We start from the raw sequence: 24,984 nt of genomic DNA on the forward strand, positions 1-24,984 counted from the left end.
CCGGCCGGTGCGGTCACCCGCACGCTTGCCCGGTTCCCTGCCGGCGTCACACACTACCCGGTCGGTTTCGCCCCACCGCATCGACCCCCGGCCGATTCGGAAGCACCACCCGAGATCAGAAACCGCGCTCCGGCCTTCGAGGCATTCGCCCCGGTTCGTCCGTTCCGCGCTGGCAGAGAGAAAGTTACGCGGTCGCCGAGTTGATCGTCAAATCACGGGCAGGCGTCCCCGGTCACATGTCGCGGCAGGAAGCCCCTCACCCGGCCGCAGCAGCTACCCGGCACCCACGCCTGAGCTGCGCAAAGACCACTGAGACGAGGGTCGGGTGGGCCGAACGGCCAGAACCTGCGGCCGGGATTTGGTGAGCGGGATTCATATACGTAGCGTTACCTCGGCACCGCAGCGCAGCGGCCCCTCAACCCCTCTCTGACTGCGTAAAGGGGCTCTTCGTGGGAGAGGCTGTCCTCACCGTTGCCGTCACTCTCGGTGCCTTGGTCCTGTTCCTGCTGGTCGTCGCCTTCGGGTACGGATTCCTGCGGCCGGAACGCGCGGCCCGCCTGCGCCGGCGGCCACCGAGATTCCCCCGCCACGCCCCGGTCCGCCCGGACGAGGTGGCCGTCCTGATCGCCTGCCGCAACGGCTCGACGACGATCGGGAGCACCGTGCGGTCGGCCCGCGCCACCGGTGCCCAGGTCTTCGTGGTGTCGGACGCCTCGACCGACACCACCGCCGCCACGGCGACCGCCGCCGGCGCCCGGGTGCTCGAACTCGCGACCAACGTCGGCAAGCCGGCCGCGCTGCACGCCGCCTACACCGCCTTCGACCTCGGGGGGACGTACCGGGCGGTGGCGATCCTCGACGACGACGTCCTGGTCGAACCGGACTTCGTCACGGCCGCCCTGGCGCTGCTGGCCGACGAGGTGGCGATCGTGGTGGGCCACAACGTCACCTGGTGGCCGGCGGAGCACCGGTGGAACCCGTGGTTGGCCAAGCGGGCCTACAGCTACTGGAACTACCAGGCGGTCGTCCGCCGGATCCAGAGCCACTTCAACGTCATGAACTGCATCTCCGGCTCGAACTCGGTGTACCGCACCGAACTGCTGGACGTCCTGCTGCCGCAGCAGCCGCCGTACATCGTCGACGACACCTACTGGGTGCTGGAGACCCACCGCCGGCAACTCGGGAAGGTCGTCTACGCCCCGCGGGCCGTCGCGCAGCTCCAGGACCCGACCACCGGGCGGGACTGGTACCGGCAGAACCTGCGCTGGCTGTGGGGCACCTTCCAGGGCGTCATCGGGCACCGGGTCGGTCGGCGTCACAGCCGGTTCGACTACGCCTACCTGCTGCTGATGCTGCACTGGGCGCTCTACGTCGCCGGTGCCCCGGCCACCCTGTGGCTGTTGGCCACCGCCGGGCCCGGTTTCGTCGGCGGGCTGCTGCTGATGCTCGCCGGCCAGGCGTTCTGGGTCGCGCTCGCGGCCTGGCGGTTGGGTCGGCCCCGCCTGCTGCTCTTCCTGCCGGCGATCGTCCTGACCGACCTGCTCTACCGGGTCGTCCTGGTGCACGCGCTGGTCAAGGCGATCCGCCAACCCACCGTCGACCGCTGCGTCTGGTCCTCTCCGGGGCGCATCGCCCACCCCGGAGCAGGCGCGGTCGCCCCGATCCGTACCGACGCCTGAGGGAGGTGAACATGTCCGCGAGTCAGGATCTGCCGGTCACCGGCGCTCCGACGGCCGCCGTCGGTCTGATCGGCGCGCTCGTCCTGGGGCTCGGTGCCCTACTGGTGACCGTCGCCCAGTGGGGTGCCAGGGCCCGTCGTCAGGACCGCTGAGCGGGGAACTGCGGGAAGCCTCCCCGGTGCCGGGGTGCGGGCCTTCCGCGCCCCGGCACCGCAGCCCGCCGCGGACCGTACCGCCAATTCCGCCGGAACGGTCGACGCCGGGAGCCGGACCGGCGACCAGACTGACACGCACCGATCCGGGACCGCGTGCGGCGGACCCGCCGGCCGGCCCGGATCGCTGCGTGGACCCCACCGGGGCCCGGTCACCCGGAACATCGGTCGCCGGTAGTGTTTCGCCCCATCGCGGGCCGTGGGGTCGCCCGCGCGGACCTGGATCACCGAGGAGTACGGAGGCTGACGCCATATGTCCACCGGGGAGGAGTCGTACGCGTCGCGTGACGACGGGTCGGCACGGCCGAGCTTCGAGCTCGCGCTGCGGGGCTACGACAAGCGGCAGGTGGACCGGTACGTCGAGCAGATGGACGGCGCGCTGTCGACGTTGACCGCCGAGCGGGCCCAGGCGGCCGGCCAGATCCAGGGCCTGACCGCGCACATCCAGCGGTTGCAGGCGGAGCTGACCGAGTTGCGCCAGCGTCCCGCCCAGGTGGACCGGGCGTCCTTCCGTGACCTCGGTCCGATGGTGGACCAGATCCTCGCCCTGGCCGAGAAGCAGGCTGCGGTGATCACCGACACGGCCACCCAGCGGGCGAACCAGCTCCAGGGTGAGGCGGAGAAGACGCTGGTCGAGGCCCGGGAGCGGACCGCGCAGGCGCTGCGGGACCTGGACGAGGAGCTGGTCGCCCGCCGTGACGAGCAGGAGAAGGCGTACGAGGAGCGCCGGTCGGCCGCCGACGCCGAGCTGGCCGAGATCAGGGATCGGGCCGAGAAGCTGCGGGCCGAGGGGGAGGCCGCCCACGAGCGGGCCCAGCAGGAGGCCAAGCGGATCAGCGAGCAGACCGCGAAGCAGATCACCCAGACCAGGGCCGCCGCGGAGGCGTTGACCAAGGCGGCCCGGACCCAGATCCAGCAGGAGATCCAGGCGGCCCGGACGCAGAGCCAGCAGGAGCTGGCCCAGTGGCAGGCCACGGTGGAGCGGGAGGTCGGCGAGCGGCGGGCCGCGGCCGAGCAGGAGCTGGCCGAGCAGCGGGCGGCGGCGGAACGGGAGCTGACCAACCAGCACAGCGCCGCCGAGCAGCAGATCGCCGCGTTGATCGCCGAGGCGCAGCAGTACGCCACCGAGGTCCGCCAACGGGCCGACGAGCAGACCAGCAGCCACCAGGAGCAGCTCGCCACGGTGCAGCGGGAGATCGCCGACCGGCAGAAGGCCCTCGCCGAGGTGCAGGGTGAGCTGGAGACGGCCCGCGCGCAGTTGGCCGAGATCCAGCAGGAGGGTGACACCACCGAGCGGGAGCTGGCGCGTTCCCGGCAGCGGTTGGAGGAGGTGCGTCGCGACCTGACCGCCGAGAACCGACGGTTGGAGGAGGCCCGGCAGGCCGCCGAGAGTGTGGAACGGCACGCCAAGGACGTCCGGGCCCGGGTGCAGCGGGAGGCGAAGCGGGTCGCCGACCTGGCCGCCGCCGCCGTGATGGCGGCTGCCGCCGGGGGCGGGGAGACCGCCGAGTACCCGACGGTGGCGGCCCGGCCGGCCACCGAGCTGCCGGTCGAGGCGTCGACCGAACCACCCGCCGGCAAGGTGCCGACCAACGTCTGACGGGCGTGGACGGCCCGGGGCGAATTCGCTGTGCCCCGGGCCGCCGGGGACGTAGCCTGGCGGCCCCGTCTCCACGACCAGCGAACGAGGTGTCTCCCGTGCCCGTGCTCCGTGTGCCGACAGTCCGCTTCCCGCGTCCGTCCACGCACCTCCGGAGTCATCGACATGGATCTCGACCGTAGTTTCGTCATCCGCGAAGGCGACCTTCGCATCCTCAACCCGTTCGACGCCGACAAGCTGGCCACCCTGGGCCGGGTGATCCGGCTGCGCCCCGACGACACCCTGCTCGACCTGTGCAGCGGCAAGGGTGAGCTGCTCTGCACCTGGGCCCGCGCGCACGGGGTCCGGGGCACCGGTGTCGACATCAGCACCGCGTTCACCACCGCCGCCCGACGGCGGGCCGCCGCGCTCGGCGTGGCCGACCGGGTCCGTTTCGTCCACGACGACGCCGCCGGGTACGTCCACCCGGCGCCGGTCGACGTGGCGGCCTGTATCGGTGCGACCTGGATCGGCGGGGGTGTCACCGGCACCATCGACCTGCTGGCGCGGGCGCTGCGGCCGGGCGGGATGCTGCTGGTCGGAGAGCCGTACTGGCGGCGGGAGCCGCCCGACCGGGAGACCGTCGCCGCGTGCCACGCCACCGTACGGGACGACTTCGACGATCTTCCCGGGCTGGTCGGCCGGATACAGGGGCACGGCTGGGACGTGGTCGAGATGGTGCTGGCCGACCAGGACAGTTGGGACCGGTACGCCGCGGCGCACTGGCTGACCCTGCGCCGTTGGTTGGACGCCCATCCCGACGACGCGCTCGCCGGGTCGTTCCGGCGGGAGCTCACCGAGGACCCGCTGCGGCACGTCCGGTACCGGCGGGAGTACCTGGGCTGGGGTGTCTTCGCCCTGCTGCGGCGCTGACCCGGCCGGGGGCGGTCCGGCCGGGCCGCCCCCGGCACGGCCGGACCGCCGCGACGCGGACCGGCGGGCCGGCCGGCTCGTGGCGGCTCGCGCCACGGACCGTGCAGACCCGGCGGCTGGTCGCGGTGGACGCGAAGCGGCACCGGCGGCCGTCGCGCGGTCAGCCGGCGGTGATCTCGTCGAGCACCCGCTGTTGGAAGGCACGGGCCGCCGCGGCGGTCGGCGGGGGGCCGCCGGCGCGGGCGTCGACGCAGCGACGCACCAGTTCAGGGTCGCGGCCGAGGGCGATCGCCCGGTGGCCGGCGGCGACCTTGGACAGCCAGTCGCCGTCACGGAGCCGGACCAGCGCACGGCAGGCGTTCAGCACCGCGTCCTCCGCGCCGGGGGCGGGGGCGTCCCCGGGTGGGGCGGGCCGGGCCAGCCACCAGCGCAGCGCCGCCACCGTCAGCGTGCGCAGGTCGTCCGGGGACAGGTCGGCGAAGACCTGACCGGCCGGCGGACCGGTGAGCGGGCGGCCCCGCTGGTGCAGGATGCTGCGGTCCAGGCCGTACCAGAACCGGCCGTCGGCGGCGGGCCGCTCGGCCGGGTCGAGGGTGGCCCGCAACGGCATCGCCGCCCCGGTGTTGAGTTCCACCTCGAAACCCGGTTCGCCGGTGCCGGAGGCGGCCACCCGGCGGGTGTAGACGACCAGTTCGAGGCCGCGTGCCGGGCAGGGCAGCGCCTCGCGCCGCAGCCGGGTGACCAGTTCCTGCCGGGTCCGTCGGGGTAGCGCGTCCCGGCAGACCAGCGCCACGTCCACGTCGCTGCGGCCCGGCTGGTACGCGTCCAGCGCCACCGACCCGGCGGCGTAGGCGCCCACCAGGTCCGGCCCGAGCACGTCCCGGGCGGTGCCGACCAGGTCGGCGAGGTAGCGGCACACGGCGGTGTCCATGCCGGTCATCCTGCCGCCTGCGCCGGCGGACGCCGCGGCGCGGGTCCGGCGGACCGGGGTCCGGGTGGAGTCGGGTGGGTGGCACCCCTGGCGCGGACGCCACGGGTGGGACAGACTTGAGGCCCGACAGCGAGGACGGGGGCATGGGCAGCTCCACACAGGACGATGCGGCGGCGGAATTCGTGCGGGAACTGACCCACTGGCGTCACCAGCGGGGAATGTCCAAGAAGGAGCTGGCCGAACGCACCGGTTTCGACCCGTCGTACGTCAGTCACATCGAGAACGGCCGGCACCAGCCCACCGAGGAGTTCGCCCGGCGGGTCGAGCTGGTGTTGGACAGCGGCAACCGGATCTGGCAGCAGTACGTCGCCTTCGCCGACAGCCGTGGCCCCGGGGGACGCCGCTCCCCGCTCGGCCCGACCGCGGTTCCGCCCCCGGCCGGGTCGCATCTGGTGATCGAGGACGAGCAGGCCAGCCTCTCCCTCGTCGACGGGGTGTACGAGTGCCGGTTCCGGCGGGTGCTGCACAGCGTGGGCACCGAGCCGATCACCAGGCACACGGTGCAGATCGACATCGACCGGTTCCCCGACGATCCGGCCCGCTCGACGGTCTTCCACGGTCGCCATCCGCTCACCATCGACGAGGTCGACTTCCGGGCGACCATCGGCGTCGACCAGCCGGAGCCGATGCGGTGGCGGGTCGGGCGCAGCCGGGACGCCTTCCTCAAGATCGTGCTGTTGCTCGACGGCGGGGGCACCCCGGTGCCGCTCTATCCCGGCCAGCGCACCGTGGTGGACTACTCCTATCGGGTGCCGGCGTGGAAGTTCGGCGACTGGCTGCAACGCGACATCCGGCTGCCCACCCGCAACCTGGTGATCCGGCTCGACTTCCCCGCCGAGTCGGGTCCCACCGTCTGGGGCAACGAGACCTCGTTCACCGCGGAGAGCAGCGCCGAGGTCCGCCCGGACGGTCGGGAGCGGCAGGGGCGGATCGCGTACGAGTGGGTGGTGTCGCGGCCCCGGTTGCGGGCGCAGTACCGGGTGGAGTGGCGCTACGCCGATCCGCGCGCCGCCCTGGTCGACGCGCCGTCGGATATCCGACCCCTGGCCTGCTGAACGCCGCCGTCCATTCGGCCGGACGTTCCCACCCGACGGGCCGACAGGTGTCGTTTCCGACAGATCCGGCCGGTTGTTCGGGCTCGGCATAGCGGTGCGGCGGGCCCGACCGTTAGGCTCAAAGGCTGAACGGGGACGACGAAAACATCGTCTTCGCTCAATGCGGGTTGCGAGTATCGGCTGGTAGTGGCACCGGAAGGCAGGCTGGAGTGACCCGAGAAGGTGAGCCTGGGCCGCGATACGCCCACCGCGCGGACAACAAGCGGGTGGCGTACGAGGAGACCGGTGCTCCCGACGGGTTCCCCGTCTTCCTGATGCACGGCACACCCGGCAGCCGCCGGGGGCCGAAACCCCGGGGCATCGTGCTCTACCGGATGGGCATCCGGTTGATCGCCTACGACCGCCCCGGTTACGGCGACTCCGACCGGTTCGAGGGCCGGGACGTGGCCGACGCCGCGCGCGACGTGGAGGCCATCGCCGACCAGCTCGACCTGGACCGGTTCGCGGTCGCCGGCCGCTCCGGTGGCGGTCCGCACGCGCTGGCCTGCGCCGCCGACGAACGCCTGCGCGGCCGGGTGAGCCGGGTCGCGGTGCTGGTGAGCTTCGCGCCCTCGGAGGCCATCGGCCTGGACTGGTTCGAGGGCATGAACGGTGACAACCAGCGCGGCTTCGGCAACGGCCGCCCGGACACCGAGATCGTGGTCGAGGAGATCCGACAGCGGGCCGCCCGGGCCGCCGAGGACCCCCGGTTCCTGCTGCGGGACCTGATGACGCAGATGGGCCCCCCCGACCGTCGGGCGATCAACGACGCGGCACTGCGCGGGATCATCTTCGACACCTACCAGGAGGCGCTGCGGGCCGGCCCGTACGGCTGGATCGACGACGTCCTGGCGTTGCGCCGCGACTGGAAGTTCGACCTCGACGCGATCGACACGATGGCCACCCCGGTACGGCTGTGGCACGGCGCGGACGACACGTTCGCCCCCGCCAGTCACGGCCGTTGGCTGGCCGCCCGGATCCCCGGCGCGGAGATCGAGGTGCAGCCCGGCGCGGCCCACTTCGACGCCATGGGGCAGCTCCCCCGCATCCTGCGGTGGCTCGGCGACGGGCAGGTGCCGACGGGCGCCGACGTGCTCATCGGCGCCCGGCACGGTCAGTAGGGGTGCGGGTCGAGGACCCGCCGCACGTACCGCCCGTCGCGCAGCACCACGACACTCGGGTGTTCCTGCCCGATCCGGTCGGCGAGCCGGTCCGCCAGCCGCATCCGCCCGATGCTGACCACTCCCCCGCTCGCCGCCTGCCGGGCCGTCTCCATGTTGCCGAGGCTGCGCAGCGTGTCCGGGTGGTCGGCCCCCATCACCGCGGTCAGCCGGGCCACCACGGCCTGCAACCGGGTGAAGCCCTCCTCTGCCTGCCCGGTGAGGAGGGTGAAGACGGCGACGTTGTTGTCCGCGCCCATGCTGAACGGATGCTCGGGCCCCAGCACCTCCCGTAGCCTGTCGGCCGCGGCCACGGTGACCGCGTACGCCTCCTCCTGCACCCCGGCGTCCCACAGGGCCACCCCCCGGTTGAGTTCACACACCAGCGTGTAGGGGTGCTGTGCCCCGAACACCTGGGTGAGGGTCTGCTGCACCTCCTCCAACTCCGAGCGGGCCTGCGCCGCCTCGCCCTGGAGCATCAGGTTGGCCGTCCGGCTCAACCGGCACAGCAGGGTGTCCGGGTTGGTCGGCCCGACGGTGGAGCGCAGCCGGGTGTAGGCGTCGTCGAGCAGTCGGCCCGCCTCGGCGATCCGGCCGGTGCTGCGCAGCGACGTGGCCAGGTTGGCCTGGCTGACCAGCAGCTCGCGGAACTGGTCGCCGAAGATCCGGCGGTACCCCTCGATCACGTCCTCCAGCAACGCCACCGAGCCCTGGTAGTCGCCGGTCTCCCGCAGGTCGCGGGCGTAGTTGCTGGCCGAGAGCAGGGTCCGCGGGTGGTCGGTGCCGAGCACGACCCGCAGCCGGCGGTAGGTGGTCTGGTCGGTGTCGAGCGCCCGGGGGAAGTCCCCGGAGAGCCGGTAGGAGGCGGCGAGGTTGTTGGCCGCGTTCAGGGTCCGCCGGTGGTCCTCCCCGAACACCTCCACGGACGCACCGTGGGTCCGCAGGTCCCGCTCCAGCGCCTCCCGGTAGCGGCCGAGGGCCCGCAGGTCCGCCGCGTACCCGCCGGCGGTCATCAGGGTGTACGGGTGACTCTCGCCGATCAGGTCCTCCTGCTGGCGCAGGGTCTCCTCGTCGAGGGTCCGGGCCTGGTCGAACCGGCCGAGGCTGCGCAACAGGTTGGCCCGGTTGAAGCGCAGGTTGAGCAGTTGCACGCGCAGCGACCGGTGGGCGCCGGTGTCCGGGGACAGCCCCTCCAGCATCGTCGTCCAGGTCTTGTCCGCCTCCTGGGCGTACTGCGCGCCCTGCTCGAAACCGCCGTTGAGGAAGATGTACCGGACCCGGTCGATGACCAACTGCCGGACCGTGTCGTCGTGGCAGGACACCGCCTCGGAACCGTCCAGGTGCGGCCACAGGTGCCGGTAGCCGGACTGGAAGGCCGGGTCGTCCACCTCGCCGGAGGGGCGGGAACCGGCGAGGATGCGGTGCACGTCGTGCTTGACCTCGGCCAGCTCCTGCTCGGACATCCGGGACCGCAACGCCGCCTGGAGCAGCCGGTGGATCTGCACCCGCTGGGCGTGCAGGTCCACCTTGATCAGGGCGAGCCGGTTGATCCGCTGGACCAGGGCGGCGGCGATGTCCCGCTCGGAGACCCGGTCGGCGACCTGAGCGGCGACCAGCGGGTCGTGCGGGGCGATGACCTTCGCCACCTGGTCGCCGTAGAGCAGGTCGAGGGCGATGTCGGGGGCGAGCACCGAACCGAGCTGGAGCAGCCGGTAGGCGCCCGGGGACTGCTGCCGCAGGCCGGCCAGCGAGCGGCCCCACACGTCGCTGTCCGGGCCGGTGCGGGCCAGCCCGGCCAGGTAGGTGGCGACCGAGTCGGGGCTCTCCGCCAGCCACGCGCCGGCCAGCGCCACCAGGATCGGCACGTCCTCCACCGCCTCGGCGACCTGCTGCGCCTCGGCCACGGTCATGCCCCGGCGGCTGGTGCGGCCGATCAGGTGGCTGACGCTCTCACCACGCTGGAAGGCGTCCACGTCGACCGCGCGGGCCAGGTCACCCCAGTCCGGGTTGCGGGTGGTCACCAGCACGTGCCCCTCGCCCTGGGGGAGGTAGTCCCGGACGTGCTCGTACTGGTCGACGTTGTCGAAGACGATCAGCCAGCGCAGGGGCGGCCCGTCGACGCCCCGGCCGCCGCCGTGGCTGAGCCAGTCCCGGACCGCCCGGGTGTTGTCCGGCACGCTCTGCAGGTCGGGCAGGCTGAGCCGGCGACCCAGGTCGGCGAAGCGGACGTCGATGAACTGCACCGGGTCGGCGTCCACCCACCAGACCACGTCGTACGCGCCATGGAAGCGGTAGGCGTACTCGGTGGCGAGCTGGGTCTTGCCGATGCCGGCCCCGCCGCGCAGCGCCACCGGGACCCGTTCCCGCGCCGCCGCCTTCAGCTCCTCGCGCAGGGCCAGCAGCAGCCGGTCCCGGCCGGTGAACCGCACGTTGCGCGCCGGGGCGTAGAAGACCAGCGGCTCGACGCCCGGGTAGCGGGTCGCCGGCACCGGCCGGTCCCGCCCGTCGGTGGACCGGCCGACCAGCTCCCACACCTGCTCGGCGGCGGCCGCGGCGCCCCGCTCGTAGACGGTCGCCCAACTGCCCGGCGGGGTGTCCACCGACGGGGTGGTGTCGTCCAGGTGCAGCGCGAGCAGCGGGGCACCGGCGGCGCCGCCGAGGGCCCGGCGGGCGGCGAGGTAGTCGCGGGAGACCAGGTGCAGCTCGCGGGAGGCCGCGCCGACCGGCACCGTCGCCGGGACACCCAGCGGGACGGCCAGCACCCGCAGGTCGACGGCGTGCAGCGCGGACTGCACCCACTCCGCCCACGCCTGGTCCTCCGGCACGTACCGCAGCACGATCAGCTCGTCGACGATCACCGGCTTGCGTTCGAAGCGTTGGAAGGTCTGCCGGCGCAGCCCCTCGTCCATCCGGGGCAGCCCGGCGACCGTGCCGTTGGTGATGTGCCGGGTCAGCGCCTCGTACGCCGACAGCAGCCCCCGGCTGCCCGGCACGTCGCCGAACGTCGCCAGGGTCTCCTCGTAGGCGTAGTAGGCCCGGTAGGGCACCTCGACGGAGAGCCAGTAGTCCTGCCGTTCCAGCTCGGTCATGCCGCTGGGCAGCCCGGCGAAGCGTTGCATGGCCAACGCCCGGCCGGCGTCGGTCTTGGTCTTCTCCCCCTCGTCGACCCGCATCGGCACCGGCAGCACCCGGCGGGCGCGGCGGCCCTCGTAGCCGCGGACCCGGGTGGCGACCGAGGCGGCGCCGTCGATGCCCTGGTCGCTGAGGGTGAAGCAGTCGACCAGCACGTCGGGCAGGTGGATGGTGCAGATCTCGGCGACGTCGCTGATGCCGGTGCGGCTGTCGATCAGGGTGTAGTCGTAGTGCCGCTTCATGTCCGCCCGCAACGCGTCGAAGAACTGCGCGCCGCCGAGCCGGTTGTAGAAGTTGTCCCAGTTCAGCCCGGTGACACTGGTGGCGTAGTCGGGGTTGTGCCGGCCGGCGAGCAGCAGGTCCAGGGTGCCGCCGCCGGGGAACTCCCAGCTCACCGAGAAGGCGTACTTGTGGACCCGGGCGTACTGGCGGTGCCAGTCGCCGGGACGGGTGTCGTCGCCGGCCTGCCGGCGGCGGGCGTTCTCCCACTCGTACTCCAGGATCAGGTCCATCACGCCGCCGGTGGAGGCGACCTGCTCCGGGTCGAGGAACGGCGCGAAGAACCGGTGCAGGCCTGGGGATTCCAGGTCCCAGTCGGCGACGAGCACCCGGTGGCCGTTCGCGGCGAGGATCCAGGCGGTGTTCGCCAGCGCCATGGTGCGACCGGTGCCACCCTTGTACGAGTAGAAGGTGACGACCTGGCCGTCGCGGGGTGGAGTCATCGTTCTGCCTTCCCTCGCCGTACGTCGAACGGTCCGACCGGCCCCAGGCTCGGCTTCGGATCGTGCGGGCCCTCCGGCGGATCGACCGGCCCGTGCCGGAGGAACTGTTTGCGCGCCTCGGTGACCAGCAGCGGCGCGCAGCGCTCGAACTCGTCGATGGTGCGCACCGGCAGCACCCGGGGGAACCGGGCGTCCTGCAAGGTACCGGCGATCTCCTCGGGTGTCGGCTCGCCACGCGCATGGTCGGCGGCGATGACGAGCGGGACCACCCACTGCGGCAGCCCGTCGAGCGCGGCGCGGGCGGCGTCGACCCCGACCCCGGCGTCCACCAGCACCACCGCCGGGCTGTGCGGGGCCTGGTCGCGGGCCTCGGCCAGCCCGACCACCCGGGTGGGCAGGCCGAGCCGCTCGGCGGTCGCGGCCACGTAGTCGGCGACCGCCAACTGGTGCTGGTCGCCGTAGGGCCGCCAGCGGGCCCGGTCGGCGGCGAGGGTGGTGACCACCAGCGCGGCGCCCGGACCGTCGGGGACCGGCCGGCTGGTCAGCGTCGCCGCCCGGGACCGGGCGAGCGGTTGCTGCTCGGCCACCGTGACGATCCGGTCGGCCAGCGCGTCGCGCAGCCGCCGGTACTGCCGGCCGTAGGCGCTGAGCTTGCACAGCGCGCGCAGCCCGTTCTCGGCGTAGTCGGCGCGGTCGTCGGGGTCGTCGGTCAACGCCAGCGCCTGGACGATCTCGGGACGGTCCTCCCAGGACGGCAGCGGCATCCACAGCACCGGCAGCACGTGCCGGTCGGCGTGCCCGGCCGGCAGCCGGGCCAGCCGGCTGCGGAAGGAGTCCCGTTCGCCCAGCGCCCAGGCGTTGCGGAAGTAGTTCGGGGAGTAGAGCGGCACGAACACGTGCGCGAGGCTCAACGCGTCGGTGAGGGTACGGCGCAGGTCGGCGCCGGCGACGACCTGACCGTCGAAGAAGCCCGCCTCGATCTCGACGGTGCGCCGGGGATGGTCCCGGACCGCCGTGGCGAGGTCCTGGAAGAACTTGCCGACCCAGTAGTCGGTGTCCGGCCGGGCCGCGTCGGACAGCGGGACGGAGTGGGCGTAGCTGAGGAAGAAGTAGGTCTCCTGCCCGGCGACCCCGACCGGGGAGGTGTCAGACCAGGTCATGCCCGTCCTCCTCGAACCGGTCGCGCAGCTGCCGCAGGTCGGTCGGGACCGCCGGCTCGACCCAGTGCGTGCGGTACGCGCGGGCGATCCGCTGGGCCAGCCGCCAGACCACCGCGTCGTAGGCGTCCTTGCCGTTGCTGCCGAGGCTGAGCAGGCCGTAGATGCCCTCCTCGTGGTACTGCGGGGCGATGTCCGAGGGTAACCGGGTGGGGGTGAACATCTGCCGCCGCGACACGACCTCGGGCACCCGTCGCCGGTCCACCACCGACCAGTTGACCGGGATCACCGGCGTCTCCCCCATCGACGGTTCGGCGTCCGGGCGGGGTACGGCCCGCCGCCTGGTGAACGCGTCCCACTCCCGGGCGCACCACTGGCTGCGCAGGTACTGCGGGGAGACGAGCGGGATGAAGACCTGGCAGTGGCCGGCGGCGAAGGCGAGATCGTCGGTCCACAGCTGCCCTCCGTCGAGCATCCGGTCCATGAAGCCGGCCGTCCGCCCCGGGCCGAGGCCGAGCAGTTCGACGACGTGGTCGGAGAGGTCGACGAAGAGCTGGAAGACCTTCTGGTTGGTGTCCCGTGGGGGCGCCGCCACCCGGGTGCGGGTGCGGGCGTAGCTGAGAAAGAACACGGGGGCGCTCTCGTCCTCCCAGAACTGTTCCTCCGCCACCTACCGCTCCCGCCCGGCGTCGCCGCTCCCGGCCGCCCACAGTATCGACAGGGGCCAACCCCGCGCTGTCCCGTTCACGCCAGTCGGTGCGCATCCATCCACCCGAGGGCGAGGTCGACGGCGCGGCGCAGCCGCACGCAGTGGCTGTCGGCGGCACCCACCGGCCCGGAGCGGACCGCCCCGTCGGCCACCAGGGCCGCCCCGATCCGCGGGAAGTCGCCGTCGTGAAGGTGCGGGGCGCGGAAGTCCCGACGGACCCGGCGGCCCCGCGGGTCGCGCAGGTAGCAGCGGTACGCCCGGTGCGGGCCAGGCCGGGCGCACCGGTACTCGGCGAGGTGGAACGCGGTGCACACCGACCAGTCGACGCCGAGCAGCAGGACCAGGGCGTCGGCGGCGTACAGCGCGCCCAGGGGGGACCGGTCGCCGAGGTGGCAGTCCAGGTCGTGCCGGGCGGTCAGGGTGGCGGCGGCCGGGCCGAGGGCGGCGAAGGAGGTCTGCGGGTGGGCGCTGCGCCGGGCGTCGGCCTGCCGGCGGACGTGTTCGGCGAACGCCCCCATCCCCTGCGCCGGGCTGTGCGCCGGATCGAACGGCGCGATGGCCGCCTCGACGGCGGCGGCCTGGGCCGGGGTCATCCCCGCCGTGGCGGCGCGGAACGCCGGTAAGGTCACCGAGTTGCCGGCGGTCTGCGTCGGCACGACCACCGTGCCGTCGTCGCCGAGGGTGTCGCGCAGCGCGGCGAGGAGGGTGGCCGGCCCCGCCGGGTCGGGCCGGACCCGGGACAGCGCGCAGTGCACCAGCACGGTCGCGCCGGTGGGCAGGCCGAGCGCCCGCAGGTCGGCGGCGAGGGTGGACCTGTCGTTCACCGCCACCCGTCCAGGGTGGCACGCATCCGGCGGACGAACCGCTCGCCGTCGGCGGTGAGGCTGCCGAGGTCGAGCAGCGCGTCGACCGTGGCGTCGGTCCACTCCCGGTAGCGCCGGTGGTGCGCCGCCGCCTCGGCCCCCGGGCGGTGCCGCCACACGTCGGCGACGGCGAGGTGGGCGTAGACGCCGTGCAGCGCGCCCTCCACCGGGCGCGGGTCGTCGCGCCAGGGCACCCGCAACCGCCGGGCGTCGGCGGGGTCGAACAGCTCGCAGACGTCGAGCACCGCGTCCAGTTTGAGGTGTTGCACCTCGTGCACGAGCAGCACCGCCAGCGCGGCGTCGTCGGCGACGGGGGTGACGGCGACCGCGCCGAACGCGGACCGGGCGGCGGCGCTGCGGGAGCGGCCCGACGGGTCAGGTCGCAGCGGCACCACGGCGCGCAGCAGGGCGCGTACCCCGGCGGCGTATCCGGCGGCCTCGGTGTCGAGGCGGTCGACCGCCCGCCGGACCTGCCGCGTCCAACGGTCGGCGACCGCCGGGGTGAGCCGGGCCGCCACCGGCAGGTCGAAGCAGTCGCGGTACGGGTCGGTGTCCTCCAGCAGGACGGTCCCGTCGCCGGTGTGGGCCGCCCGGGTGGGCCACCACCGGTCCGGGTGGGGTCCGCCGGCCGGCCGGACCAGGACCCGACGCCGGCCGGCCCGCAGCGCGACGCCGCCGGCGGAGATCGTGACGGGCACCGTGGCGGCGTCGGTGTCCACCATGATCGCGCCGAGGGTCGGCAGGTGCACCGCGCCGGCCCGCACCGGCAGCACGAGGTCGGCGTCGACGCCGGCCCGGACCGCCGCGGCGGCGGCGACGGCGGCGAGGTGGGGCAGGTCGCCGGTCGCCCCGGCCCGGCACCGCTGCGCCCACCGCCTGACGAACGGGTGGGTGAGCACGTGGTCGACGGCGTCGGGCGCGGACACGTCCAGCGCCACCAGCAGGTGCCAGCCGGCCGCCGCGACCGGGTCGGCGGTGGCGGCGGGGCTGAGCGCGACCGTCAGCGCGCGGGCGATGCCGTGGTGGACGGCGGCGAGCTGACCCACCGAAGCCGGGCCGCCCCGGCCGGAGCCGAGGTCGGCCAGGACGGTGGGGGGCAACGTGTCGGCCGGCCGCTGCTGCGGCGACCCGGCGGGGACGGCGGTGGCCCGGATCAACGCGGCCAGGTCCGCGCAGTAGGCCGACGGGTTGTCGAAGCCGGTGCCCGAGCGGTACCGGTGGGCGAACAGGCCACCGCCGCAGCGGCGTACCAGCGGGCAGGAGCGGCAGGTGGCGCACAGGCCGGCCAGGCCGGTCTGGCGGACGGCGATGCCCGGATGGGCCGCCGCCTCGTCGACGGCGTGCCGGAACACGTCCAGGCCGGTGGCGGCGGCGCCGTGGAAGGCGGACTTGAGCGAGTCGACCTGCTCGAAGCTGCCGTCGGTCTCCACCACGACCAGGTCCGCCGGGGCGAGCCCGACCGCCTCGGTGCCGGTGCTGCCGCCGGTGGCCGTGGCCAGCAGGGACTCCAGCAGCCGGATCGGCACCGGCCGCCCGTCGGCCAGCCAGCGCCGGTGGATGGTCAGCAGCCAGTCCGCGTACGGGGTGGTGGCCCCGTCGGGACGGGCGGGTGGCCGGTCCCAGTTGGCGTGCGGCAGCAGGAAGTCGATCCGGGGCGGTTCCTCGGCGAGCAGCGCCTGGTAGACCCGCAGCGGGTCGTTGGCCAGGTCGACGGTGCACAGCAGCCCGGCGTAGGAGCTGCGGTACGCCGGGCGGCGCAGCAGGGCCAGTGCCCGGCGCACCTGGTCGTGGCTGCTCGCGCCGTTGGCGTACCGGCGGTGCCGGTCGTTGGCCGACCGGTCGCCGTCCAGGGAGACGCCCACCTTGACGTCGTGGGCGACGAGGACGTCGGCGATCTCGGGGGTGAGCAGCACGCCGTTGGTCTGCATCCGCAGGTCGAGCCGGGTCACCGGGTCGATCACCCGATGCAGGGTGGTGGCGGTGGTGGCGAGCCGGGCCGCGCCGGCGAGCAGGGGTTCCCCGCCGTGCAGGACCACCCGGACCGCGGTGAGCCGGTGGGTGGCGGCGTGTTCGGCGATCCGCCGGGCGGTAGCCTCGACCGTGTCGGGCGTCATCAGCCGGGGTTGACGACGCCACGACTGGTCGGGGTGTTCGTAGACGTAGCAGTGGTCACACGCCAGGTCGCACCGGCTGGTCAGCTTGAGGACGTACTGGCTGAGCGGGGCGACCGGGGCGCGGGGCGCGGTGGCCGGGTCAGACGTGCGAGCCGAAGGACGCGACATCGACCCGGGTCGGGTGGGTGGCCCGGCGGTCGTCGACACGGGCGACGGCGACGGCCCGCTCGACCGGGATCTGACCGAGCGGGGTGCGTCGCACGTCGCTCAGCGGAGTCGGGAACGGATCGGACGGGCGTTGGGTGCGGTCCACGTCGGGCCCCCATCTTGTGTCGGAGGTGGACGGCTGTCCGTCCACGTCGACGGCCAATCACAGATGTCGATGATGCTATCCGCCACAGCCCGTCATGTCACTGCTGCGCAGCGCCATCGTCCTCGATCATCTTGGCCATCCAGGCCGCGTTGGACTGGGCGATGATCCGCTCGGCCTCGGCGACGAACGCCTCGTCGTCGGTCCAGCCCACCCCGGCCGCCCGGGTCAGTCGTAGCCGGGTCAACTGGTCGGCCGTCCGGGCGTACTCCAGGTGCTGCTGTTCGTGGCGTTCGGCCGCGCCGTAGCCGACCAGCGCGGTGGTGACCGCCGCGACCACCGGCACCCACGCGGTCAGGCCGAGCACGTCGCCGAACACCCCGGCGACGGCGGAGAGCACGGCGGCCAGGACGGTCAACGCGGTCGCCGCCCGGCCGATCCGGGCGGCGGCGCGGCCGGCCTGCCGGGCCGCCGGCAGGTAGTAGCCGTCCACCTGCCGTTGCACCCGTTCGGCCAGGTAGCTCGGCAGGTCGGTGACCGGGGGCAGCGGACGGTCGGCCGGCCGGTCGTCGAGGGTGTGCCCGACCAGGTCGCCGACGCCGTCGACGAGCAGTCCGTAGCGGTGCAGCAGGACGGCGTCGGCATCGGTGCCGGCGTAGGGGGCGACGCGGGCGAGGTAGCGGTACAGCTCCGCCTTGGACGCCTCGGAGACGGCCCGGAGCCGGGTCCAGACGGCCACCGCGTCGCGGGACGCACGGCGACCGAACACCGGCACCAGCAGCAGCGACACGGCGGCGACGAGCGCCAGCACCCGCCCGGCGGTGGGTGCGGACGTGGCCAGCCGGGCCGCCGCGGTGCCGGCGACGGCAGCGGCGGCGGTCAGCGCGGCGACCGCCCGCCGCCCGGTGGTGATCCGTCGCTTGGCCCGTCGGGCGGCCTGCGACCAGTCGCCCTGCCCCCGCCAGACCTGCCCGGCGGCCAGCGATCCGTCGATGTCCGGCACAGCCGCATGGTAGGCGACCGACGCCCATCCGACTCGTGCCCGACGGGCCGAGCACGACGGACATGACGACGTTGTCGTACTGCTGGTCGACCGCGTGTATGCGCATCCGGCGCGGGTTCCGGCGAAAACCCGCAACTGGGGCGGCCGGCGGAATCGAGATCGACGGGGATCACCTGTTCAGACCGGGGTGACCGACGGTCGTTCATCACCTGGCAACAGGGGTTTCGGCAGCCCGGAACACATGGTTGCCCGGGTCAACCCATTGATATGGGTGCCTGCCCGTGTGATCGTGCCTCCAGCAGTCGCCAACCCCCGGCGACACGCGACGGACAGTCACCCCACCGGGCCCGCCGGCAGCCCGGAGACCACCCGTCGCGGCACTGCCTCACGCAGCACCGGCGCGCGACCCCACCGGGCACCGCGACGCCGCCCCGAGAACAGGAGCATCCCCTTGACGCTCTCACCCCGCCTCGTCGCGCTCTCCGGCGCGGTCGCGGCCGGCCTGATCGCCGCGGGCACCGCCGCAGCGGTCCAGGCCGCGCCGTCCCAGCCCACCCCCGACCCGGCCCGGGCCCGGGCCGCCGCCGTCGGCGCGGCCAGCGCGCTGGTCGCCAGCCGCCCCGCCTACCTGCACGCCAGCGCCGACGACGCGTTCGTGCAGCGGCCGGTCATCGCCTCCGAGGGCATCCAGTACGTCCCCTACGAACGCACCTACAAGGGCCTGCGCGTGGTCGGCGGCGACTTCGTCCTGGCGACCACCGCCACCGGCGAGGTCACCTACGCCTCCGTCGCCCAGCAGCAGAGCATCGGGAACCTGTCCACCACGCCGAAGCTCACCGCCGCCGCCGCCGAGCGGACCGCCCGCGCCCAACTGCGCAAGGTCACCGGCGTCGAGGGCACCACGCTGGTCGTGCACACCCTCGGCGCCCGGCCCGCACTGGCCTGGGAGACCACCGTCACCGGCACCGGCGCGGACGGCCCCAGCCGGCTGACCGTCGACGTGGACGCCGCCACCGGCGCGGTGCTGGACACCCAGGAGCACGTGGTACGGGGCACCGGCACCGGCGTGTGGAACGGCCCGGTCACCCTGAACACCACCCAGTCGGGCAGCACCTACTCGCTGAAGGACCCGAGCATCACCAACCTGAGCTGCCAGGACGCCGCGAACAACACCACCTTCTCCGGCCCGGACGACGTCTGGGGCAACGGCACCGGCACCAACAAGGAGACCGGCTGCGTCGACGCCCTGTTCTCGGCGCAGACCGAGCACAAGATGTTGACGCAGTGGCTGGGCCGCAACGGCGCGAACGGCAGCGGTGGCGCGTGGCCCATCCGGGTCGGCCTCAACGACCAGAACGCCTACTACGACGGCTCCCAGGTGCAGATCGGCAAGAACACCGCCGGGCAGTGGATCGGCTCGCTCGACGTGGTGGCCCACGAGATCGGCCACGGCATCGACGACACCACCCCCGGCGGCATCTCCCGGGGCAACACCCAGGAGTTCGTCGCCGACACGTTCGGCGCGGCCACCGAGTGGTTCGCCAACGAGCCGTCCACGTACGACGCGCCGGACTTCCTCGTCGGCGAGAAGATCAACCTGGTCGGCAGCGGCCCGATCCGCAACATGTACAACCCGTCCGCGCTCGGCGACGCGAACTGCTACTCCAGCAGCATCCCGAGCCAGGAGGTGCACGCCGCGGCCGGTCCGGGCAACCACTGGTTCTACCTGCTGGCCATGGGCAGCAACCCGACCAACGGGCAGCCGACCAGCCCCACCTGCAACAGCAGCACCGTGACCGGCCTCGGCATCCAGAAGGCCATCAAGATCATGTACAACGCGATGCTGCTCAAGACGACGACCTCGTCGTACCTGAAGTACCGCACCTGGACGTTGCAGGCCGCCAAGACCCTCTACCCGGGTAGCTGCACCGAGTTCAACACGGTCAAGGCCGCCTGGGACGCGGTGAGCGTGCCGGCCCAGTCCGCCGACCCGACCTGCACCGGCGGCACCCCGACGCCCACCCCGACGGCGACCTCCACCCCGACGCCCACCCCGACCTCGGGCGGCTGCTCGGGCCAGAAGCTGACCAACCCCGGCTTCGAGTCCGGCAGCACCGGCTGGACCGCCACCTCGGGCGTGATCACCTCGTCGGCCAGCCAGGCCGCGCACGGTGGCTCGTACAAGGCGTGGCTCAACGGGTACGGCTCGACCCACACCGACACCGTCACCCAGTCGGTGACGATCCCGGCCGGTTGCCGGGCCACCCTGTCCTTCTGGCTGCACATCGACACGGCCGAGTCGGGCAGCACGGCGTACGACAGGCTGACCGTCAAGGCCGGCAGCACCACCCTGGCGACGTACTCCAACGTCAACGCCGCCAGCGGCTACGTGCAGCGCAGCTTCGACGTGTCCGCGCTGGCGGGCAGCACCGTCACCATCTCGTTCAGCGGGGTGGAGGACAGCAGCCTCCAGACGTCCTTCGTGGTGGACGACACCGCGCTCACCCTGAGCTGACCCTCGCACCGCCGGCAGCGGCCGGTCGTCGCCACCCGCGACGGCCGGCCGTCGGCGTGTCCGCCCCACCCGCTCCCCCGGTCGCCCAGGGCCGGCCCGGCTCCACCCGCCGACCCGACTGCGGCCCGGACCGACGACCGCCGCTCCGACTGCGACCCGGACCGATGGCGGCCGACAGTCGCGGGTACCCGCGACTGCGAGCTGGGGGAAACGACAATGCTCGCTTCTGCGAGGGCTACACCTCCCTTTGCTCGGCAGGTGCGGGTCGCTAGAGTGACCGGGTGAGCGTGTTCCGGATCAGCGAGGCCGCCGAGTTGCTCGGGGTCAGCGCCGACACCGTGCGGCGCTGGGTGGACGCCGGCCGGCTGGCCGCCCGGCGGGACGCCCACGGCCACCGGATCGTCGACGGCGTGGACCTGGCCGGCTTCGTCCGCGCCCAGTCCGCCGCCCCCGACGAGGGGGCCGAGTTCTCCTCGGCCCGCAACCGGCTGCGCGGGATCGTCACCGCCGTCGCCCGGGACACCGTGATGGCCCAGGTCGACATCCAGGCCGGGCCGTTCCGGATCGTCTCGCTGATGAGCCGCGAGGCCGTCGACGAACTGGACCTGCGGGTCGGCTCGGTGGCCGTCGCCGTGATCAAGTCGACCACCGTCGTGGTGGAGCGGCCCGCGCCCACCGGCCCCACCAGGGCAAGGACCGAGCCGTGACCCGCCGCGCCGTCGTCGTCCCGCTCGTCGCGGCCGTCCTCGCCCTGGCCGGATGCGGGGGCGGGACCACCGCACCGGCCGCCGACGGTGCACCGCGCGGCACGCTGACCGTCTTCGCCGCCGCGTCGCTGACCGAGTCGTTCACCACCCTCGGCCGGCGGTTCGAGGCCGAACACCCGGGCACGACGGTCACCTTCAACTTCGCCGGCAGCTCCGCCCTGGCCACCCAGATCACCCAGGGCGCGCCCGCCGACGTCTTCGCCTCGGCCGCCCCGAGGAACATGGCCACCGTCACCGACGCCGGGCTCGCCGCCGACGCCCCCGCCGTCTTCGCCCGCAACCAGCTCGTCATCGCCGTGCCGCAGGGCAACCCGCAGCGCCTCACCGGCCTGGCCGACCTGACCCGGCCCGGGTTGAAGGTAGCGCTGTGCGCCGCCCAGGTGCCGTGCGGGGCGGCGGCGACCACCGCCCTGGACGCGGCCGGCGTACGGGTCACCCCGGTCACCCTCGAACAGGACGTCAGGGGCGCACTGGCCAAGGTGAAACTCGGCGAGGTCGACGCGGCGCTGGTCTACCGCACCGACGCCCGCGCGGCTGACCGGGAGGTCGACGGCGTCGAGTTCCCCGAGTCCGCCCGCGCCGGCAACGACTACCCGATCGTGGTGCTCACCGACGCGCCGAACCCCACCGCCGCCCGCGCCTTCGTCGCCCTGGTCCGTTCCGCACCCGGCCGGGCCGTCCTCACCGACGCCGGATTCCAGCCACCGGCAGGCCCGTGACCGCGTCCACCCGCCGACGCGGCACCGGTCAACGGGTGCCGGTCGCGCTGCTCGTACCGGCCGCCCTGGGGTTGCTGTTCCTGGTGCTGCCGCTGGGCGGGCTGCTGCTGCGCACCCCGTGGACGTCGCTGGGACCGCGCCTCACCGCGCCCGGGGTGCTCACCGCGCTGCGGCTGTCGGTGCAGTGCGCCACCCTCGCCACGCTGCTCTGCCTGACGCTGGGCGTACCCCTGGCGTGGCTGTTGGCCCGGGTGGAGTTCCCCGGCCGACGGCTGGTCCGGGCGCTGGTCACCGTGCCGCTGGTGCTGCCACCGGTGGTCGGCGGGGTGGCGCTGCTGCTGGTCTTCGGCCGACGCGGGCCGATCGGCGGCTGGCTGGACGCCACCTTCGGCGTCACGCTGCCGTTCACCACCACCGGCGTGGTGCTCGCCGAGGCGTTCGTGGCGATGCCGTTCCTGATCATCGCGGTGGAGGGGGCGCTGCGCGGCGTCGACCACCGCTACGAGGAGGCCGCCGCCACCCTGGGCGCGAACCGGTGGACCACCTTCACCCGGGTCACCCTGCCGCTGGTCGCCCCCGGCGTCGCCGCCGGGGCGGTGCTGTGCTGGGCCCGCGCGCTCGGCGAGTTCGGCGCGACCATCACCTTCGCCGGCAACTACCCGGGCCGTACCCAGACCATGCCGCTCGCCGTCTACCTGGCCCTGGAGACCGACCTGGAGGCCGCCGTGGTGCTCAGCCTGGTGCTGCTCACCGTCTCGGTGGTGATCCTCGCCGGGCTGCGCGACCGGTGGATCGGCGGCCCGTGACGCCGCCGCTGCTCGACGGGCACCTGGTCGTCGACCGGGCCGGGTTCCGGCTGGACGTCCGGCTGCGGGTCGCCGCCGGGGAGGTGGTCGCGCTGCTCGGCCCGAACGGCGCCGGCAAGACCACCGCGCTGCGCGCCCTCGCCGGGCTGCACCCGCTCACCGCCGGGTGGCTGCGCCTCGGCGGGGTGGAACTGGACCGCCCGGACGCCCGCCGGTTCGTGCCACCCGAGCGGCGACCGGTCGGCGTGGTGTTCCAGGACTACCTGCTCTTCCCGCACCTCAGCGCCCGGGACAACGTGGCCTTCGGCCCCCGGCGGCAGGGCCTGTCCCGGCGGGCCGCCCGGCAGCGGGCCGCCGACTGGCTGGACCGGCTCGGTCTGGCCGAGCAGGCCGGGCGGCGGCCCGGGCAGCTCTCCGGCGGGCAGGCCCAGCGGGTCGCCCTGGCCCGCGCCCTCGCCGTCCACCCGACCCTGCTGCTGCTCGACGAGCCGCTGGCCGCGCTCGACGCCGGCACCCGGCTGGACGTCCGGGCCCAACTGCACCACCACCTCACCGACCACGCCGGGGCCGCCGTGCTGGTCACCCACGATCCGCTGGACGCCCTGGCGCTGGCCGACCGGCTGGTCGTCGTGGAGGACGGCCGGGTGGTCCAGGAGGGCGACGCGGCCACGGTCACCACCCGGCCGCGCACCGACTACGTCGCCCGGCTGGTCGGGCTGAACCTGCACCGGGGCCGGGCCGACGGGCGGCGGGTCCGGCTCGCCGACGGGTTCGCCGTGCCGACCGCCGACCGGCTCGACGGCGACGCCTTCGTGGTCTTCCCACCGACCGCCGTCACCCTGCACCCGGACCGACCCGGCGGCGACGCTCCGCACACCTGGCCGGCCACCGTCGCCGGGGTGCACCGGCACGGCGACCACCTGCGGGTACGGCTCACCGGCCTGCTCGACACCGCCGCCGACGTCACCCCCGCCGTCGCCGCCGGCCTGCGGCTGCTCCCCGGGCAGCAGGTCTGGGCGAGCGTCGCGGCCGGCGACGTCGGGGCGTACCCGGTCGGGCCCTGACGGTCATCGCGGGCCGGATTGGCCGTCGCCGGTGCCGGCGGCCGGGGACGGCGTCGGTTGGAAGACGTCAGGCACGCCGTCGCGGTCCAGGTCGACGTTCTCGGCTTCGTGCACCCGCCGGTAGACCCGGCTGCGGGCGCGCAGGACGACGCTGGCCAGCAGGGCCGACAGCAGCGAACCGGCGAGCACCGCCACCTTGGCGTGGTCGTCGCGGGCGCTGCCCAGCCCGAAGGCCAACTCCCCGATCAGCAGCGAGACGGTGAAGCCGATCCCGCCGAGCAGTGCGAGCCCGAGCGCGTCGAGCCAGTTGAGACCCTCGTCGGGGTCGGCCCGGGTGAACCGGGACACCAGCCAGGTCGCGGTCAGGATGCCGATCGGCTTGCCGACGACCAGGCCGACGGCGATGCCCACCGCGACCCGGTCGGTCAACGCGGTGGCCAGCCCGGCGAGCCCGCCGACGGTGACCCCGGCGGAGAGGAACGCGAACACCGGCACGGCGATGCCGGCGGAGATCGGCCGGACCCGGTGCTCGAAGTGCTCGGCCAGGCCGGGTCCGGCGTCCGGGCCACCCGCCGCGTCGCCGCGGACCACCGGCACGGTGAAGGCGAGCAGGACGCCGGCCACGGTGGCGTGCACCCCCGACTCGTGCACCAGCACCCAGGTGAGGGCGGCCAGCGGCAGCAGCAGCCACCACGACCGGATGCGGCGCTGTACCAGCAGCCCGAACGCGGCGAGCGGCAGCAGCGCGCCCAGCAGCGGGACGACCGACAGGTCCGCGGTGTAGAAGACCGCGATGATCATGATGGCGAGCAGGTCGTCGACCACCGCCAGGGTGAGCAGGAAGGTCCGCAGCGCCGACGGCAGGAAACGGCCCACCACGGCGAGCACCGCCAGGGCGAACGCGATGTCCGTGGCGGTCGGGATGGCCCAGCCCCGGCCCGCGTCACCCCCGGCCCCGGCGGCGATCAGGGCGTACAGGACGGCGGGCACGATCACCCCGCCGACGGCCGCCGCCACCGGCACCGCCGCCCGCCGGGGGTCGCGCAGGTCACCGGCGACGAACTCCCGTTTGAGTTCCAGGCCGGCGACGAAGAAGAACACCGCCAGCAGGCCGTCGGCGGCCCAGGTCGCCACGCTCAGGTCGAGGTGCAGCGAGGCCGGGCCGACGGTGGTGTCCCGCAGCGTCTGGTACGCGCCCGACCAGGGGGAATTCGACCAGACGAGGGCGATGAGCGCCCCGGCGAGCAGGAGCGCCCCGCCGACGGTCTCCCGGCGCAGGATGGCCGAGATCCGGCTGGTCTCGCCCCAGGAACGGCGGGCGAACAGGCTGGAGCGTCGCCGGGTGGCGTTGGTCACGGAAACTCCTCGTCGGCAGGGGTCGCGTCATCCACCGCCGACCAGACTTCCCGGCACACCTGGGGCAACCCTATCCGGTGCGGCCGTCGAACGCCGGGC

The 24,984-nt window shown here is 74.1% G+C and carries 19 protein-coding genes and 1 pseudogene; 11 read left to right on the plus strand and 9 right to left on the minus strand.

The annotated features are described in order from the left end of the window. Positions 1-449: 449 nt before the first annotated feature. The 4 genes and pseudogenes from B5D80_RS24790 to B5D80_RS24800 all read left to right on the plus strand — a co-directional run bounded on the left by B5D80_RS24790 (position 450) and on the right by B5D80_RS24800 (position 4,403). Complete coding sequence (locus tag B5D80_RS24790; RefSeq protein ID WP_088646349.1) at positions 450-1,679, plus strand: glycosyltransferase family 2 protein; 1,230 nt, start codon at positions 450-452, stop codon at positions 1,677-1,679. An 11-nt stretch (positions 1,680-1,690) separates the two neighbouring features. Next, positions 1,691-1,831 (plus strand): hypothetical protein, encoded by a 141-nt coding sequence (locus B5D80_RS33745; RefSeq protein WP_169733101.1) that lies wholly within the window; start codon positions 1,691-1,693, stop codon positions 1,829-1,831. A gap of 313 nt (positions 1,832-2,144) precedes the next feature. After that, a pseudogene (locus B5D80_RS24795) lies at positions 2,145-3,673 on the plus strand (DivIVA domain-containing protein). Beyond that, complete coding sequence (locus B5D80_RS24800; protein ID WP_088646351.1) at positions 3,657-4,403, plus strand: SAM-dependent methyltransferase; 747 nt, start codon at positions 3,657-3,659, stop codon at positions 4,401-4,403. Before B5D80_RS24795 ends, B5D80_RS24800 begins: the two are co-directional and overlap by 17 nt. 160 nt (positions 4,404-4,563) lie before the next feature. Here the strand turns inward: B5D80_RS24800 and B5D80_RS24805 are convergent, their stop codons facing one another. After that, entirely contained in the window at positions 4,564-5,334 is a 771-nt protein-coding gene (locus B5D80_RS24805; RefSeq protein WP_088646352.1) for a nucleotidyltransferase, read from the minus strand. Between the two features lie 143 nt (positions 5,335-5,477). Here B5D80_RS24805 and B5D80_RS24810 point away from each other — a divergent pair, with 143 nt between their 5' ends. Together B5D80_RS24810 and B5D80_RS24815 are read left to right on the plus strand one after the other, a co-directional pair. Beyond that, positions 5,478-6,449, plus strand: a complete 972-nt coding sequence (locus B5D80_RS24810) for a helix-turn-helix domain-containing protein (protein ID WP_088646353.1) — start codon at positions 5,478-5,480, stop codon at positions 6,447-6,449. A gap of 209 nt (positions 6,450-6,658) precedes the next feature. Next, positions 6,659-7,609, plus strand: a complete 951-nt coding sequence (locus B5D80_RS24815) for an alpha/beta fold hydrolase (protein WP_088646354.1) — start codon at positions 6,659-6,661, stop codon at positions 7,607-7,609. Here B5D80_RS24815 and fxsT read toward each other — a convergent pair. The 7 genes from fxsT to B5D80_RS24845 form a co-directional block, all read right to left on the minus strand. Next, positions 7,603-11,502, minus strand: coding sequence for an FxSxx-COOH system tetratricopeptide repeat protein (fxsT, locus tag B5D80_RS24820; protein ID WP_088646355.1), 3,900 nt, complete (start codon positions 11,500-11,502; stop codon positions 7,603-7,605). The two genes, B5D80_RS24815 and fxsT, sit on opposite strands and share 7 nt — an antisense overlap. Then, positions 11,499-12,662 carry a TIR-like protein FxsC gene (locus B5D80_RS24825; protein ID WP_088646356.1) on the minus strand — a complete coding sequence of 388 codons (1,164 nt, stop codon included), beginning with the start codon at positions 12,660-12,662 and terminating at the stop codon, positions 11,499-11,501. The genes fxsT and B5D80_RS24825 overlap by 4 nt, the downstream gene beginning before the upstream one ends. Continuing rightward, positions 12,649-13,329, minus strand: coding sequence for a TIR-like protein FxsC (locus tag B5D80_RS24830; RefSeq protein ID WP_088646357.1), 681 nt, complete (start codon positions 13,327-13,329; stop codon positions 12,649-12,651). The genes B5D80_RS24825 and B5D80_RS24830 overlap by 14 nt, the downstream gene beginning before the upstream one ends. Before the next feature lie 74 nt (positions 13,330-13,403). After that, a complete protein-coding gene (locus B5D80_RS24835; protein ID WP_088646385.1) occupies positions 13,404-14,192 on the minus strand; it encodes an AAC(3) family N-acetyltransferase in 789 nt (262 codons plus the stop codon). After that, entirely contained in the window at positions 14,189-16,513 is a 2,325-nt protein-coding gene (locus B5D80_RS24840; protein ID WP_088646358.1) for an FxsB family cyclophane-forming radical SAM/SPASM peptide maturase, read from the minus strand. Before B5D80_RS24840 ends, B5D80_RS24835 begins: the two co-directional genes overlap by 4 nt. Further along, positions 16,485-16,607, minus strand: coding sequence for a hypothetical protein (locus tag B5D80_RS34905; protein WP_281253497.1), 123 nt, complete (start codon positions 16,605-16,607; stop codon positions 16,485-16,487). The genes B5D80_RS24840 and B5D80_RS34905 overlap by 29 nt, the downstream gene beginning before the upstream one ends. Before the next feature lie 148 nt (positions 16,608-16,755). Further along, positions 16,756-17,658, minus strand: a complete 903-nt coding sequence (locus B5D80_RS24845) for a DUF4231 domain-containing protein (RefSeq protein WP_088646359.1) — start codon at positions 17,656-17,658, stop codon at positions 16,756-16,758. A gap of 451 nt (positions 17,659-18,109) precedes the next feature. On the opposite strand from B5D80_RS24845, the gene B5D80_RS24850 reads away from it, so the two are divergent. The 5 genes from B5D80_RS24850 (at position 18,110) to B5D80_RS24870 (ending at position 23,529) form a co-directional block, all read left to right on the plus strand. After that, on the plus strand, positions 18,110-20,173 hold the full coding sequence (locus tag B5D80_RS24850; RefSeq protein ID WP_088646360.1) for a M4 family metallopeptidase: 2,064 nt from the start codon (positions 18,110-18,112) through the stop codon (positions 20,171-20,173). Positions 20,174-20,454: 281 nt separating this feature from the next. Continuing rightward, positions 20,455-20,880: a TOBE domain-containing protein gene (locus B5D80_RS24855; RefSeq protein WP_088646361.1), complete on the plus strand. Its 426-nt coding sequence runs from the start codon at positions 20,455-20,457 to the stop codon at positions 20,878-20,880. Next, a complete protein-coding gene (modA, locus tag B5D80_RS24860; protein ID WP_088646362.1) occupies positions 20,877-21,659 on the plus strand; it encodes a molybdate ABC transporter substrate-binding protein in 783 nt (260 codons plus the stop codon). Before B5D80_RS24855 ends, modA begins: the two co-directional genes overlap by 4 nt. Continuing rightward, on the plus strand, positions 21,635-22,465 hold the full coding sequence (modB, locus tag B5D80_RS24865; RefSeq protein ID WP_088646363.1) for a molybdate ABC transporter permease subunit: 831 nt from the start codon (positions 21,635-21,637) through the stop codon (positions 22,463-22,465). Before modA ends, modB begins: the two co-directional genes overlap by 25 nt. Continuing rightward, the gene (locus B5D80_RS24870) at positions 22,462-23,529 is read left to right on the plus strand and encodes an ABC transporter ATP-binding protein (protein ID WP_088646364.1); all 1,068 of its coding nucleotides are present in this window, start codon (positions 22,462-22,464) and stop codon (positions 23,527-23,529) included. Before modB ends, B5D80_RS24870 begins: the two co-directional genes overlap by 4 nt. Before the next feature lie 3 nt (positions 23,530-23,532). On the opposite strand, the gene nhaA is transcribed toward B5D80_RS24870, so the two are convergent. After that, positions 23,533-24,885, minus strand: coding sequence for a Na+/H+ antiporter NhaA (gene nhaA, locus B5D80_RS24875; RefSeq protein ID WP_088646365.1), 1,353 nt, complete (start codon positions 24,883-24,885; stop codon positions 23,533-23,535). Positions 24,886-24,984 lie beyond the last annotated feature (99 nt).

Source organism: Micromonospora wenchangensis (assembly GCF_002210435.1).
GTDB classification, from domain to species: domain Bacteria; phylum Actinomycetota; class Actinomycetes; order Mycobacteriales; family Micromonosporaceae; genus Micromonospora; species Micromonospora wenchangensis.